Genomic DNA, 14,161 nt, shown 5'->3' with positions numbered 1-14,161 from the left:
GACCTCCAATGGGAGGTCCCGCATTTGCTTTTAAGAGTCTTAGAAGTCGGGGATCTGTGTGCCGTCCTGCGGACCGCCCTGGGAACCGGCGGGCTTGCTTGCCGCCGCTTCTGCTTCCTCCCGCTGCTTGGCGACGTGGGCGTGGACTTCTTCCATGTCCAGCGCCTTCACGGCGTCCACCACCTGTTCCAGCTGCTGGGCGTTCAGCGCGCCGGGCTGGGAGAACACCAGCACCTTTTCGCGGAAGGCCATCAGCGTGGGGATGGAGGTGATGCCTGCCTCCGCCGCGAGCTGCTGCTCAGCTTCGGTGTCCACCTTGGTGAAGAGGACGTCGGGGTGCTTCTCCGAAACCGCGGAGTACGTGGGGCCGAACTGCTTGCAGGGACCGCACCATTCTGCCCAGAAATCGACCAGGACAATATCGTTGCCTTCGATCGTGGATGCGAACTTTTCACCTGTGATGTCAAGGGTAGCCATGTGTCCACGGTACGCGCCCGGCCCGTCCCTGTCGTGCCTGTTCGCTCCCCGCGTCATTGGGAATAGCAGAAAGGACGACGCCGGCACCCGGCTTTCAGGCGTCGGCGCCCCAGAGGTGCGGCGCGGGTGTGCGGCTGCCGGGGAGGGCGCTGGAGGCGCGCCATTCGTGGATCCACTCGGGAAGCTTGAGGTCCGCGGGCGGGGCACCGAATTCCGCGAGAATGTCCTCCTGGCCCACCGGGCCGGCCTTGGTGACCAGCCGGGTGGCGATGTAGGCACGTGCGTAAATCTCGCCGTCGGCCACCATGCGCTGCTCGAAGAAGATCGCCTTGGTGTCCAGCCCGACGATGCGGGTCTCGATGGTGTACTCCTGCCACAGCTGGAGGGACTTACGGAAGGAGATGGTTTCGGCCGACACCACCGGGCTCCACCCCCGCCGGCGCATCCGCTTCCAGACGCCGCTGCGCACCATCAGGTCAAACCGGCCCAGGTCCATCAGGGACAGGTACATGCCGTTGTTCACGTGCATGGCGATATCGATGTCCGTTGGCAGGACCCGCAGCGGCAGCGACGACGCCTCCCAGACCGTAAGCGGGGGGCGGCGTTTCGAGCGGAAGAGCAGCAGAAGGGTTCTCAAGAGCAGGTGCATAGGCCAATGCTACCCGTCAGTAACATTTGCGGCCTGCTGGGCAGGGGCCGTCCGCCGTAGGATTTCCTGCATGACGCAGCAACGCTACCGGGCCCTGGCGGAGTGGCCCCTGATGGCTACGGCGCTGGTGTTCCTGGCCGCTTATGCGTGGCAGGTGATCGGCCGGATCGAAGGTGCTGGTGCCGACTGGCTTGAGGGCATCATGTGGGTGACCTGGTGCATCTTCGTCCTGGATTACGCGGCGAACCTGTGGCTGGCAGAGAACCGCCGGCAGTGGTTCGTCCGGAACCTGCACGAGTTGGTGATCGTGGCGTTGCCGTTCTTCCGGCCCCTGCGCCTGCTGCGCCTGGTGACGCTGTTGTCCGTACTGCACCGGACGGTGGGCGAAACGCTGCGCGGCCGGTGGTCACCTACGTCGCGGCGTCCGCGGCGCTGCTGGTCTTCGTGGGGGCACTGGCGGTGCTGGATGTGGAGCAGTGGGCGCCGGATGCCAAGATCACCACGTTCGGCGACGCCCTGTGGTGGGCCACCGCCACCATCACCACCGTGGGTTACGGGGACATGTATCCGGTTACACCCATCGGCCGCTTGGTGGCCACGGCGCTGATGATGAGCGGGATCGCCGTGCTGGGTGTGGTCACCGCCTCCATTGCGTCCTGGCTGGTCCAACGCGTCGAGGACACCGCTGAATCCGTGGCCGAGGCGGTGGAGGAACCGGTCCGGGTTGAGGTGGCGGAACTGGTGGCGGAAATCGCCCTGCTGAGGCGGGAAATCGCTGAACTGCGGGAACACCGCCCGCTGTAACGGCAAGTACCTGGCCTTCGGTGGTTGAGTAGCGGGTCCCGGGCGGGCGAGTACCGGGCCGGAAAAGTCGGGTAATTCCTACTGGTGCCCGCCCCTTGGCGTGATTCCTAGACTCGGGATTCCTAGGACCAACACGCATTGGCAGGTCCCCCGGTTGGCTTCCGGGAGACCTTCCTTCACGCGGAGCTCTGCATTTTCTGGGTGTGCGGATGCCTCCAACCTGTACCGCCAACGGTTCCGTCGTTCGCCGGGGCCGGCGGTGCAATCACATCTCGCTCCGTCCAGTCCCGGCGTGCACCGCATGCCCGGGCAGGACCGACACCTGATGGGCAACCCATGAACAAGCCTTCCTTCCCTTCCCCCGACGTCACTAGCAGAAGCTTCGCCACCGACGAACCCCGCACGGATCTCAGCACCGGCCATCCGGTCATCAGCAACAAGCTGTGGGCCGGCATGGCCACCGCGGCAGTGGTGGCCGCAGTGGGCGTCGGCGCCCTGGCCGCGCCGCCCGCCTCCCTCAATGGAAGTACGACGGCGGCGGCCCAAGTTGCGGAAGCTGCCTCACCGCCGTCGCCCAGCACCCCCGCCGAAGCGTCTTCCGGCGCCGGGTCCGGGCAGGGCGACCAAGGCGCCGTTGCCGCGGTGGCGGCCCAGGCAGCCGCCCCGGCTACGGAGGTGCCGCCTGCCCCTCCCGCGGAACCCGCTCCGGCGCCGGAGCCAGCGCCCGCTGCTGAACCTGCACCCGCACCGGCTCCCGAACCGGCCGGTAATTCCAACCTCTATACGGTGGTTCCGGGAGATACGGTGGGTGCGATTGCCGGGAGCCATGGCGTTGACATGAACGCGATGCTCGCAGCCAACGGACTGAGCGCCTACAGCATCATCTACCCGGGCGAAACGCTGCTGCTGACCGGCCCGCCGGTAGCGGTAGCTGCCCCCGCACCTGCGCCGGCTGCCGCCCCTGAACCTGCCGCGGCACCGGCTCCAGCCGCCGCGCCCGCTCCTGCCCCCGCGCCGGTGGCCGTCCCTGCAGCGCCTGCCGTCCGCACCATCTACGTTGCGGGCTCCGGCGGCCAGTCCATGGTGGACGCCTGCATCGGCCCTATCCACTACACCCCGAATGACGGCTACTCGCTGTTCATCACCGAGCACGATTTCTGCGGCGGCTGGGCCCGGTTCTCCGGGATCGGCGTGGGCGAAACAGTGAGCATTCCGGGCTATGGCACCTACACGGTGACGGGTCGCGGCACGGTTCCCAACCCGGGAACCACCAATGACGTCATCGCGGTATTCGGCGGCTTCCCCCGGGCCATCCTGCAGACCTGCATCCCGGGGACCACCACGATGCTCCTGATCGCGCTGAACTGAACCCGTCCCACCGCAGGACTTCCTAAGCTTGTCCGCGGGTCCTGGCCTTCAGGGGCTGGATCCGCGGACAAGGCCATGATTGCCTGCGCTAGATCCCGTGGCGTTCTGAGATGTGTTCCACCAGTTCGCCCACGCGCTGTTCCGAGTAGTTGCGCGCGATGTCGCCCTGGCTGATGATGCCCACCAGCTTGTGGTCCGAGATCACCGGGAGCCTGCGGACCTGGTGCTGCTCCATCATGTCGATGGCTGCATCAACGTTGGCGTCGGCATCAACGCAGTACGGCTTGCCGGAGGCGAGGTCACGGGCCATCATTTGGCCCGGGTCGCGGCCGGCGGCGACGCACTTGAGCACAATGTCACGGTCGGTGATCATGCCCTTCAACTTGCCGTCGTCACCGCAGATGGGAAGAGCTCCGCAATCGAGGTCCCGCATCATCCGGGCAGCCTCCAGAAGGGATTCATTTTCCCCGACACATCGCGCATCAGTGGTCATGAATTCGCGTACGGCACTCATTGAATCCTCCTTCATCGATATGGGATATCGACGCAGGGCATCGGAGCACATGCGCCGATGCTGCCAGATTACGCCCGCCCCAACGCAGTGTCGACGGCGGCTGGGGACTTACCTGGGAAGGCTGGACAACTGTGCCCGTGCAACGAAAAAACCTCCGGAACCTGATGGTTCCGGAGGTTTTCCTCGGGTGGCAGATGAGGGATTCGAACCCCCGTAGGCGTTGCCAGCTGATTTACAGTCAGCCCCCTTTGGCCGCTCGGGTAATCTGCCGAACTTCAAAAGAAGTACCCGCCGATGCAGTGTTCGGAAGGGTCCGTTTCCGGTCCGTTCCGCTTCAGTAACCGCGGGCAAGACAACTTTACAGAACTTCGGGCGAAGAATCGAATCGGGCCCTGCAGCGCCTCAAAAGCCCCGGAAACACGCCAAAAGCGGAGTCACGCCTGGCCCAGAATGCGCCCCGCCAGCTTGGCCTCGAAGCTGAGCGCCTGTTCCTCCGTGATCTGGTGCAGCTGCACGGCCCGCTGGAGGTCGGCGCGTACGCCTTCCATCCGGGATGAGGCGTCTGCCGCCGGGCTGAGGATGATGGAGGCCGCCACCGCTGCCGCGGCCACCGACGTTGCGGCTGTTGCCACCGCCCCGGCTGCTGCGGTGGTGGTGCGGGTGACGTAACGGGCGGCTTTGCGGTGCATCGTGGTGTTCCCTTCAACTGCTATACATCTGGTCCAACTCTGGCCACCCCTCCTTCGTTCCGCCGGTGCTTCCGCTGAGAGGGAACTGTGAAATGCGCATCCCACCGGGCGGGCCATCCGTATTAGGCTGGAACGCAGGAATCCAGGCCCTGTCCTTCGCGCAGGGCTCCCATCAGCAAAAGGAGAGTCATGGCAGGCGAGTCAACGTTCGACGTCGTAAGCAAGGTGGACAAGCAGGAAGTGGCCAACGCGCTCAACCAGTCCCAAAAGGAAATCGCCCAGCGCTATGACTTCAAGGGCGTCGGTGCCGAGATCGACTTCAGCGGCGAAAAAATCCTCATGAAGGCCAACTCGGAGGAACGCGTCAAGGCTGTCCTGGACGTCTTCCAGTCCAAGCTGATCAAGCGCGGCATCTCGCTGAAGTCCCTGGACGAGGGCGAGCCCTACGCTTCCGGCAAGGAGTACCGCCTGGAAGCGTCCATCAAGGAGGGCATCGCCCAGGACCTGGCCAAGAAGATCAACAAGCTGATCCGCGACGAAGGCCCCAAGTCGGTCAAGTCCCAGATCCAGGGCGATGAACTCCGCGTCTCGTCCAAGTCCCGCGACGACCTGCAGGCCACCATGGCCCTGCTGAAGGACTTCGAGGAAGCCGACCTGCAGTTCGTGAACTTCCGCAGCTAGCCCCCGCCGTCGTTTTCGACGCGCGAGAGGATCCTCGCTGCGCAAAAAGGCCGGCGCACCCCGAATTTGGGGTGCGCCGGCCTTTTTGCGTGACGGAGGCAGTTAACCGCGTCGCAGAACCCCAGGCGGGGCAGGGGCAACAGACGACGAACGCGAGCAACAGGTATTACGGCACATTTAGTTTGCGTAATCCCGCAGGCCGGGTAACCTCTTTCTTAGGTCTTCCTAAGTAAGGCTTACCTGAGTGAAAGAACTTCCATGACTGCCAACTTCCTGATCGGCCTGCGCGAAGGACTCGAAGCCAGCCTGGTGGTAGTCCTGCTAATGGCCTACCTGGCCAAGACGGACCGACGCCACCTCATCCCCCGCATCTGGGCAGGTGTTGCGGCGGCGGTGGCCGTGTCGGCCGGCTTCGGCGCGCTCCTGACCTTCGGTCCCAAAGGACTCACCTTCGAGGCGCAGGAGGCAATCGGCGGCACCCTCTCCATCCTCGCCGTCGGCCTGGTCACGTGGATGGTCTTTTGGATGGCCCGCACCGCGCGGACCCTCGGAAGCGACCTGAAGTCCCGCGTCGACAAGTCAGCTGGCGGAACCGGGTGGGGCCTGGCCGTGGTTGCCGCCATCGCGGTGGGACGAGAAGGCCTGGAAACGGCGCTCTTCCTGTGGGCCGCAGCCAAGGCCACCGGCGAATCAACCCAGCCGCTTGCCGGCGCCCTCCTCGGCCTGGTCGCCGCGGCCGGCTTCGGTTACCTCTTGCACCGCGGTGTCCTGAAAGTGAACCTCTCCCGCTTCTTCACCTGGACCGGCGCCGCGCTCGTCATCATCGCCGGCGGCGTCCTGTCCTACGGAATCCACGACCTCCAGGAGGCCGGCCTGCTGCCGGGGCTGCACTCCCTGGCCTTCGACATCAGCGGCGCCGTCTTGCCGTCGTCGTGGTACGGCACCTTGCTGAAGGGAACCTTGAACTTCTCCCCCGCCACGACATGGCTCGAAGCAGCCGCCTGGCTCCTCTACGTCCTGCCGGTGCTGTTCCTGTACCTGCGCGTCAACCGTAAGACACCGTCCAGTCCCGCTGCCTCCGGCACGAACCCCGCCGCCAAGACGGTGGCCGCCTAACTCCCCCACCACCCGCACCCAAAGGAATCCCCATGCCTGGCTTCACCCTGCCCAAAATCAGCCTGCCCGGAAACCCCCGGAACGCCGTCCCGGCCAAGCTGGCGGCCGCCGTCGTCGCTGTCCCGTTGCTCCTGGCCGGCTGCACGGATAACACCAAGGCCTCGGACGCCTCCGGAGGTGCCATCGACGTGGTCAGCTCGAACACTGACTGCAAAGTCTCGGCAACCAGCGTCCCCAGCGGCAACCTCACGTTCTCGGTCAAGAATGAAGGCACCGAGGTCACGGAGTTCTACCTGCTGGCCGCCGACGGGCTGCGCATCCTGGGCGAAGTGGAGAACATCGGCCCGGGGCTGAGCCGCAACCTGGTGGTGACCGCCCCGGCCGGCAGCTACACCACCGCCTGCAAGCCCGGCATGGAAGGCGACGGGATCAGGGGTGCGCTGGAGGTGACCCAGTCCGGGAACCAGCCGTCCGCTGACGCAGACTTCCAGCACCTGCTCGACACTGCCACCACCCAGTACGCGTCCTACGTTAAGGACCAGGGCGAACAATTACTCACCGGCACCGAGCAGTTCGCCGCAGCTTTCGCGGCCGGCGACGCCGGTGAGGCGAAGCGGCTTTACGCTGCCACCAGGCAGCACTGGGAACGGATTGAGCCCGTTGCCGAGTCCTTCGGGGACCTGGACCCGCAGCTCGATGCACGCGAGGCCGATCTCGAGCCGGGCCAGGAGTGGACCGGCTGGCACCGCGCGGAAAAGGACCTCTTCCCGCCCGCCGGCTACACCGCCATGACGCCTGCCGAACGCTCAGCCATCGCCGACCGCCTGGTGGCCGACACCAAGGACCTGGTGGAACGCACCCGCACGCTTGAGATCTCCGCGGACATGCTGGGCAACGGCGCCAAGGAACTCCTCGACGAAGTGGCCACGGGCAAGGTGACCGGTGAAGAGGAGATCTGGTCCCACACCGACCTTTGGGACTTCCAGGCGAACGTTGACGGCGCGCGCATTGCGTTCGAAGGACTGAAGCCCGCCCTGCTGCAGAAGGACCCCGCCCTGGCCGCCTCCCTGGACGAAAAGTTCGCGGCGCTGCAGGCAGAACTGGCCACCCATGCCCAGGGCGCGCATTTCACCTCCTACGACCAACTGACTCCGGAACAGGTCCAGCGGCTCGCCTCCCTGGTTGACGCCCTCGGGGAACCGCTGTCCCGGCTGACCGCGGCGGTGGTCCTGTGACCGGGTGCCCATTTGGCGGACGGCCGCACGAGGCACCAACGCCGCCCGCTTCCGCTGAGGCACCTACTGACGCCAACGGCGGTGAACAGCCGACGGCGGGAAGCCGCCTGAGCAGGCGCGGCCTGTTTGGCATCGCCGGGCTGGGCGGCGCGGCGGCTGGGCTTGCGGCAGGTTTCCTTGGACATGACGCCGTCGCTGCCTCTGCCGCCCCCGCGCCTGCCGCCGACAACCCCGTTGTCCCCTTCCATGGGGACCACCAGGCCGGCATCACCACCCCCGCGCAGGACCGCCTCCACATGGCGGCGTTCGATGTCACCACCACCAAGCGGGAAGAACTCATCCAGCTCGTCAAGGACTGGACCGAGGCTGCGGCAGCGCTCACCGCGGGCCGGCCAGCGGGGGCAACGGGTGCCATCGACGGGCCCTACGGCGCACCGCCTGAGGACACCGGGGAGGCCCTGGACCTCAATGCGGGCAAGTTGACCCTCACTTTCGGGTTCGGCGCCGGCCTCTTTGAGAAAGACGGAGCTGCCCGCTTTGGCCTGGGCGGGCGCAGGCCCGAAGCCCTGATCGACCTGCCGCACTTTCCCGGCGACGACCTGGACCCTGCCCGCAGCGGCGGTGACCTGGTGGTCCAGGCGTGTGCCGACGACCCCCAAGTGGCAGTCCACGCCATCCGGAACCTGGCCCGGATAGGATTCGGGAAAGTCCGGGTGCGGTGGTCGCAACTGGGCTTTGGCCGGACGTCATCCACCTCACGCGCCCAGCAGACCCCGCGGAACCTTTTCGGGTTCAAGGACGGCACCAACAACCTCAAGGTCGAGGACGCGCAACTGCTGGACCAGCACGTGTGGGCCCAGGCGTCCCGGCCCGAGGACCACTGGCTGGCGGGCGGCAGCTATCTGGTTGCGCGCCGGATCCGGATGCACATCGAGATCTGGGACCGGACATCGCTGGGCGAGCAGGAAGGACTGGTTGGCCGCACCAAGGGCACCGGCGCGCCCCTGTCCGGCGGGGAGGAGTTCAGCGAACCGGATTTCGCCCGCCAGGGCAAGGGTGGCAAGCCCCTGATTCCGCTCGATTCGCATGTCCGGATGGCGCACCCCGCCCAGAACGGCGGCGTGCGGATGCTCCGCCGCGGCTACAACTACACTGACGGGTCCGACGGCGTGGGCCATCTCGACGCCGGGCTGTTCTTCATTGCCTTCGTCACCGATCCGCGGACCCACTACGTGCCCATGCAGCTGGCCATGGCCAAGGGCGACACCCTCGCCGTGGAATACCTGAAGCACACCGGCTCCGGGCTGTTCGCGGTTCCCCGCGGTGTGAAGCCCGGCGGTTTCATCGGGGACGGCCTTTTCACCTAGGACTGCACCCCGGCCGCGGCGCGACTGAGCCGGCGCCGCCCCGCCGTCGTTCTCGATGCGCATAGAGGAAACCGACGCGCTAAAACGCCGGCGCACTCCGAATCTGGGGTGCGCCGGCATTTCTGCGTAGCGAAAGTGAATAGGCGCGTCAGCAAGCAAATCTTCGACGGCGGGGTCCCGGCTACACCTGCCGGCCGGCCATCCGTTCCAGCCGGACAATCCGGTCACGCATGGGCGGATGGGTGGCGAACAGCTTGTTCATCGCGCCCCCACGGAACGGGTTGGCGATCATCAGGTGCGAGGCGTTCACCAGCCGCTGGTCCTGCGGCAACGGCGCAAGGCTGACGCCGCGCTCAATCTTGCCCAAGGCTGAGGCGAGTGCCAGCGGATCGCCGGTGAGCTGCGAACCGTCCTCGTCGGCGTCGTACTCCCTGGTGCGGGAGATGGCCATCTGGATCAGCGACGCCGCGAAGGGCGCCAGCAGCGCCATGGCGATCATGGCCACCGGGTTGGCGTTGCGCCGGTCGCCGCCGCCGAAGAACAGCAGCATCTGCCCCACCGAGGTGATGACGCCGGCCACGGCGGCCGCCACCGAGGAGGTGAGGATGTCCCGGTTGTAGACGTGCATGAGCTCGTGGCCCAGGACGCCGCGGAGTTCACGGGCGTCGAGGAGCTGCAAAATGCCTTCGGTGCAGCAGACGGCGGCGTTCCGCGGATTGCGGCCGGTGGCGAAGGCGTTGGGGTTCATGGTGGGCGAGACGTAGATGCGCGGCATGGGCTGGTTGGCGCGCATCGACAGCTCACGGACGATTTGGTAGAGCTGCGGCGCCTGGGCTTCGGTCACCGGGAAGGCCTGCATGGACCGGATGGCGATCTTGTCGCTGTTCCAGTAGCCGTAGAACGTGGTGCCGACGCCGATCAGCGCCATGATCCAGATGGGCGCCGAACTCCGCGTCCCCACCCCGATCAGTCCGCCGAGGCCCAGCAGCACCGCCCACAGCACCCCGAACAGTGCCGCGGTCTTCAGGCCGTTGTGATGGTTGTGCACGTTTCCTCCTTAGTTAAGGAACGGCTCGCTAGGGCACCGGGTTCCGGGCATCGTACTTCCGGAACCCGGGCTGCAGTCTCGCCGCCAGCCACGCCCCCGCAATGCACAGCACACCGCCCAGCAGCAGGACCCAGCCCTCGTTCAAGATCTTAGTCGCGCCGCCCGCCAGCAGGTCGCCGATCCGCGGGCCGCCAGCCACCACCACGATGAACACGCCCTGCAGCCGCCCGCGCAGGTGGTCGGGGGCTGCGGCCTGGAGGATGGTGTTCCGGAAGACGCTGCTGATGGAGTCCGCGATGCCGGCGAGGGCGCAGCAGACGGCGGCGGGCAGCAGCCACACGGTCACCGCACCGTCCGGCGCCGGGCCGGCGAGCAGCACCACCACGCCGAACGCCCCGATGGACGCGCCCCAGCCCATGACCGATACGACGACGGCGGTCCCCTGCCGCCGCACGCCGCCCAGCGGTCCGGAGAACAGGCCTGCCAGGAAAGCTCCGACGGCGGTGCACGCCAGCAGGATGCCCACGGTCGCCTCGCCGCCGCCGATCATCAGCGCCGCGACGGCCGGGAGCAACGCCCTCGGCTGGGCAAGGACCATGGCCACGAGGTCGATGATGAAGGTCATGCGGAGGTTGGGCCGGGTCCCCAGGAACCGGAACCCCTCGATCACCGAACGGATGCCTACCTTGCTGCGGGTTCCGGCTGGCGGCATCGGCGGGAGGCGGTAGACAGCCCAGAGGACGAAGGCGAAACTCACAAAGTCGATGGTGTAGGTCCAGCCGAACCCGACCAGGGCAACCAGCACGCCGGCCAGCAGCGGTCCGGCAGTCATGGCGAGGCCCATGGACAACATGCTGAGCGCGTTGGCCGCGGGCAGGAGTTCCTTGCGGATGAGCATGGGAATGATGGCGCTGCGGGCCGGCTGGTTGATGGCCTGGGCCCCACTTTGCAGTGCCACCAGCAGGTACAGCAACCAGACGTTGCCCAGGTGCAGCCAGGCCTGGAGCGCGATCAAGCCGGTGGTCAGCCACAGCACCAATGAGGCCAGCAGGGCGATGCGGCGGCGGTCATGGGCGTCGGCGATGGAGCCACCCATCAGGCCGCCTATCACCAGGGGAACCAAAGCAAAGATTCCCAGCAGGCCCACGTAGAAGCTGTCCTGGGTCAGCCGGTACACCTCCAGGCTCACCGCCACCAGGGTCAACTGGCTGCCGACGGCGGACACGGCGGATCCAAGCCAGAGCCGGCGGAATGCGGGGCTTTCCTTGAGCGGCGTGACATCGGCAAGTAATTTCCCCACCCCGTAACACTAGCGGGACACGGGGACAGGTTAGCCAAGCCTTATTGTGAGTTGCTCAAAATAAGTGCTTCAATGGAGCCATGACGGAGCACTTTGACGGCCAGGAAGCATGGGCTGCAGCCCTGCGCGCCCACGGCCGCAGGGTGACCAAGCAGCGGCTCGCTGTACTCGCCGCCGTCGAACGCCACCCGCATTCCCCTGCCGAAAGCATCCTTGCCGCCGCCCGCGCCGAGCTTCCCGAACTGACGGCCCAGTCCGTGTATGTGGTCCTTGGTGACCTGACCGATCTGCACATGCTGCGCCGCTTCGAGCCGCCGCACTCCCCCGCCCTGTATGAGACGCGCGTGGGCGACAACCACCACCACGCCATCTGCATCAGCTGCGGCCGCGTGGAAGACGTGGACTGCGCCGTCGGCCACGCCCCGTGCCTCACCCCGCACTGGAACCCGGACGCCAAGCCAATGACTATCCAGATCGCCGATGTCATGTACCAGGGCATCTGCCAGGAATGCCAACAGGCCCAGCAACTTCCTCCCCACAGTCCCTCGCAAGAAAAAGAGAAATAGGAGAACAATGACTGCCGTTTCCACAACCCAGTCAGGTGCGCCGGTTACGTCCGACGCTCACTCGAAGTCAGTTGGTGCCGATGGTGCCATCATTCTGACTGACCACTACCTGGTGGAGAAGCTCGCCCAGTTCAACCGTGAGCGGGTTCCGGAGCGCGTAGTGCACGCCAAGGGCGGCGGTGCATTCGGCACGTTCAAGACCACCGAGGATGTTTCCAAGTACACCAAGGCCGCATTCCTGCAGCCGGGCGTCGAGACCGAGATGCTGATCCGCTTCTCCTCGGTTGCGGGCGAGAACGGCTCCCCGGACACCTGGCGCGACCCCCGCGGTTTCGCCGTGAAGTTCTACACCAGCGAGGGCAACTACGACCTCGTGGGCAACAACACCCCCGTCTTCTTCATCCGCGACGGCATCAAGTTCCCGGACTTCATCCACTCGCAGAAGCGCCTCCCGGGCACCCACCTGCGTGACGCCGACATGCAGTGGGACTTCTGGACCCTGTCCCCCGAATCCGCCCACCAGGTCACCTGGCTGATGGGTGACCGCGGCCTGCCCGCCTCCTGGCGCGAAATGCAGGGCTACGGCTCGCACACCTACCAGTGGATCAACGCCGAGGGCGAGCGTTTCTGGGTCAAGTACCACTTCAAGTCCAACCAGGGCGTGAACTCCATGAGCTCCGAGCAGGCCGAACAGCTTGCCGGCTCCGACGCGGACTTCTACATCCGCGACCTGTCCGAGAACATCGAAGCCGGCAACTTCCCGTCCTGGGACCTGCACGTGCAGGTCATGCCGTACGAGGACGCCAAGACCTACCGCTTCAACCCGTTCGACCTGACCAAGGTCTGGCCGCACGCGGACTACCCGCTGATCAAGGTGGGCACCATGGAGCTGAACAAGAACCCGGAGAACTACTTTGCGCAGATCGAGCAGGCCACCTTCGCGCCGTCGAACTTCGTGCCCGGCATCGCCGCCAGCCCGGACAAGATGCTGCAGGCCCGCATCTTCTCCTACGCGGACGCACACCGCTACCGCGTGGGCACCAACCACGCGCAGATCCCGGTGAACCAGCCCAAGAACCAGGTCAACAACTACAGCCAGGACGGCCAGGGACGTTTCCTGTTCAACGCCCCCTCCGTTCCGGTCTACGCCCCCAACACCTTCGGCGGCCCTGCTGCAGTTGAGCCGCAGAACGCCGCGGGCGGCTGGGAGAACGACGGCGAGCTGACCCTCGCCGCGCACTCCCTCCACGCCGAGGACGGCGACTTCGTCCAGGCCGGTGCGCTGTACCGCGAGGTCTACAACGAAGGTGAAAAGGCCCGCTTCCTGGAGACCATCACCGGTGCCGTGGGCGGCGTCAAGCGTTCCGACATCAAGGAACGCGCCATCCAGTACTGGACCAACGTCGACGCCGAACTGGGCGCCAAGCTGCGCGCCAACCTCGGCGCCGGCGCTGCCCCGTCGGCTCCGGCTTCTGACGCCGAGTCGGCCAACAAGATCGGCTAAGCAGGCCTCCCGCAGGCTGAACTGAAAGACCACCCCTCCACGGGCTTGTCGTGGAGGGGTGGTCTTTTTTGCACATACGGTCCTGGTCCCCTGGCCTGCTCTCCGGCGGCCCTCCTAGGCTCCGTTCATGGACACAATTGCAGGCATTCCCCCGGAAGCCTTCCGGTTCTATGCGGAACTGGAAGAGAACAACAACCGCGAGTGGTGGCTTGGCCACAAGGACGTGTACGACGCCGCAGTCAAGGAGCCGCTGGGGGCACTTCTGGCTGAGCTGGAGCCGGAGTTCGGTCCGGCCAAGCTGTTCCGCCCGTACCGGGACGTCCGCTTTTCGCAGGACAAGTCCCCCTACAAGACCGCCCAAGGCGCCTTCGCCACCCGCCAGGAAGGTGTGGGCTACTACCTCCAGGTCAGCGCCGACGGGCTGCTGGTGGGAGGCGGGTACCGTTCCCATACGCCTGCGCAGCTGGCAAGGTTCCGCTCGGCAGCAGACGCCTCAGGCAGCGGTACTTCCCTGCAGGAGATCGTGGATGCGATTGCTGCGGCCGGTTTCCGCATCGAAGGCGAGAAGCTCAAGACAGTCCCACGCGGCTTCGACCGGGACCATCCGCGGGCCGAGCTCCTCAAGCACAAAACCCTGTATACGGGAGTGGACCTGGGCCAACCGGAGTGGACGGCCACGGAGGCTGCCGCGGAGGAGATTGCCGGCAGGTGGCGGCAGCTGCGGCCGCTCGTCGAGTGGGTGGGGAGGTATGCGGCACCGTGAACAGAATCGAATCTGCCGGCGGAAACGGGACTGCCCGCCCGGCAAAGGCCGGGCGGGCAGTTGGACAGCTGGGGAAGCGG

Annotated in this window: 14 protein-coding genes, 1 tRNA gene and 1 pseudogene; 9 read left to right on the top strand and 7 right to left on the bottom strand. The window is 66.2% G+C overall.

Translation table 11 applies throughout. The features are described from left to right. Positions 1 to 39 precede the first annotated feature (39 nt). Both FBY30_RS11650 and FBY30_RS11645 read right to left on the bottom strand, forming a co-directional pair. Positions 40 to 477: a thioredoxin family protein gene (locus FBY30_RS11650; RefSeq protein WP_142133015.1), complete on the bottom strand. Its 438-nt coding sequence runs from the start codon at positions 475 to 477 to the stop codon at positions 40 to 42. A gap of 94 nt (positions 478 to 571) precedes the next feature. Beyond that, a complete protein-coding gene (locus tag FBY30_RS11645) occupies positions 572 to 1,126 on the bottom strand; it encodes an acyl-CoA thioesterase (protein ID WP_142133014.1) in 555 nt (184 codons plus the stop codon). A gap of 70 nt (positions 1,127 to 1,196) precedes the next feature. On the opposite strand from FBY30_RS11645, the pseudogene FBY30_RS11640 reads away from it, so the two are divergent. Beyond that, a pseudogene (locus FBY30_RS11640) lies at positions 1,197 to 1,930 on the top strand (potassium channel family protein). 336 nt (positions 1,931 to 2,266) lie between these two features. Then, positions 2,267 to 3,298, top strand: a complete 1,032-nt coding sequence (locus FBY30_RS11635) for a LysM peptidoglycan-binding domain-containing protein (RefSeq protein WP_142133013.1) — start codon at positions 2,267 to 2,269, stop codon at positions 3,296 to 3,298. Positions 3,299 to 3,386: 88 nt separating this feature from the next. Here FBY30_RS11635 and FBY30_RS11630 read toward each other — a convergent pair whose 3' ends face one another. From FBY30_RS11630 to FBY30_RS11620, 3 genes are all read right to left on the bottom strand, one after another. Next, positions 3,387 to 3,812: a CBS domain-containing protein gene (locus FBY30_RS11630; RefSeq protein ID WP_142133012.1), complete on the bottom strand. Its 426-nt coding sequence runs from the start codon at positions 3,810 to 3,812 to the stop codon at positions 3,387 to 3,389. Between the two features lie 188 nt (positions 3,813 to 4,000). After that, a tRNA-Tyr gene (locus tag FBY30_RS11625) sits at positions 4,001 to 4,082 on the bottom strand. 164 nt (positions 4,083 to 4,246) lie between these two features. After that, entirely contained in the window at positions 4,247 to 4,501 is a 255-nt protein-coding gene (locus FBY30_RS11620) for a hypothetical protein (RefSeq protein WP_142133011.1), read from the bottom strand. A gap of 189 nt (positions 4,502 to 4,690) precedes the next feature. Here FBY30_RS11620 and FBY30_RS11615 point away from each other — a divergent pair, with 189 nt between their 5' ends. The 4 genes from FBY30_RS11615 (at position 4,691) to efeB (ending at position 8,900) form a co-directional block, all read left to right on the top strand. Then, a complete protein-coding gene (locus tag FBY30_RS11615) occupies positions 4,691 to 5,182 on the top strand; it encodes a YajQ family cyclic di-GMP-binding protein (RefSeq protein ID WP_141159686.1) in 492 nt (163 codons plus the stop codon). Positions 5,183 to 5,440: 258 nt separating this feature from the next. Continuing rightward, on the top strand, positions 5,441 to 6,298 hold the full coding sequence (gene efeU / locus FBY30_RS11610; protein ID WP_142133010.1) for an iron uptake transporter permease EfeU: 858 nt from the start codon (positions 5,441 to 5,443) through the stop codon (positions 6,296 to 6,298). A 32-nt stretch (positions 6,299 to 6,330) separates the two neighbouring features. Continuing rightward, positions 6,331 to 7,533, top strand: a complete 1,203-nt coding sequence (gene efeO, locus FBY30_RS11605; RefSeq protein WP_142133009.1) for an iron uptake system protein EfeO — start codon at positions 6,331 to 6,333, stop codon at positions 7,531 to 7,533. Then, positions 7,530 to 8,900: an iron uptake transporter deferrochelatase/peroxidase subunit gene (efeB, locus tag FBY30_RS11600; protein WP_142133008.1), complete on the top strand. Its 1,371-nt coding sequence runs from the start codon at positions 7,530 to 7,532 to the stop codon at positions 8,898 to 8,900. The genes efeO and efeB overlap by 4 nt, the downstream gene beginning before the upstream one ends. 181 nt (positions 8,901 to 9,081) lie before the next feature. Here efeB and htpX read toward each other — a convergent pair whose 3' ends face one another. Both htpX and FBY30_RS11590 read right to left on the bottom strand, forming a co-directional pair. Next, positions 9,082 to 9,948, bottom strand: a complete 867-nt coding sequence (gene htpX / locus FBY30_RS11595) for a zinc metalloprotease HtpX (RefSeq protein WP_142133007.1) — start codon at positions 9,946 to 9,948, stop codon at positions 9,082 to 9,084. 28 nt (positions 9,949 to 9,976) lie between these two features. After that, positions 9,977 to 11,248, bottom strand: a complete 1,272-nt coding sequence (locus tag FBY30_RS11590) for an MFS transporter (RefSeq protein ID WP_142133006.1) — start codon at positions 11,246 to 11,248, stop codon at positions 9,977 to 9,979. A gap of 80 nt (positions 11,249 to 11,328) precedes the next feature. Between FBY30_RS11590 and FBY30_RS11585 the strand changes: the two genes are divergently transcribed. From FBY30_RS11585 to FBY30_RS11575, 3 genes are all read left to right on the top strand, one after another. Beyond that, positions 11,329 to 11,814, top strand: coding sequence for a Fur family transcriptional regulator (locus FBY30_RS11585; RefSeq protein ID WP_142133005.1), 486 nt, complete (start codon positions 11,329 to 11,331; stop codon positions 11,812 to 11,814). A 7-nt stretch (positions 11,815 to 11,821) separates the two neighbouring features. Further along, positions 11,822 to 13,318: a catalase gene (locus FBY30_RS11580; protein WP_142133004.1), complete on the top strand. Its 1,497-nt coding sequence runs from the start codon at positions 11,822 to 11,824 to the stop codon at positions 13,316 to 13,318. Between the two features lie 127 nt (positions 13,319 to 13,445). Beyond that, positions 13,446 to 14,081: a DUF2461 domain-containing protein gene (locus FBY30_RS11575; RefSeq protein ID WP_142133003.1), complete on the top strand. Its 636-nt coding sequence runs from the start codon at positions 13,446 to 13,448 to the stop codon at positions 14,079 to 14,081. Positions 14,082 to 14,161 lie beyond the last annotated feature (80 nt).

The organism is Arthrobacter sp. SLBN-83, from assembly GCF_006715285.1.
Taxonomy (GTDB): Bacteria; Actinomycetota; Actinomycetes; order Actinomycetales; family Micrococcaceae; genus Arthrobacter.
The sequence above is the reverse complement of the archived record's forward strand: the minus strand, read 5'-3'. Positions and strand labels throughout refer to the sequence as shown.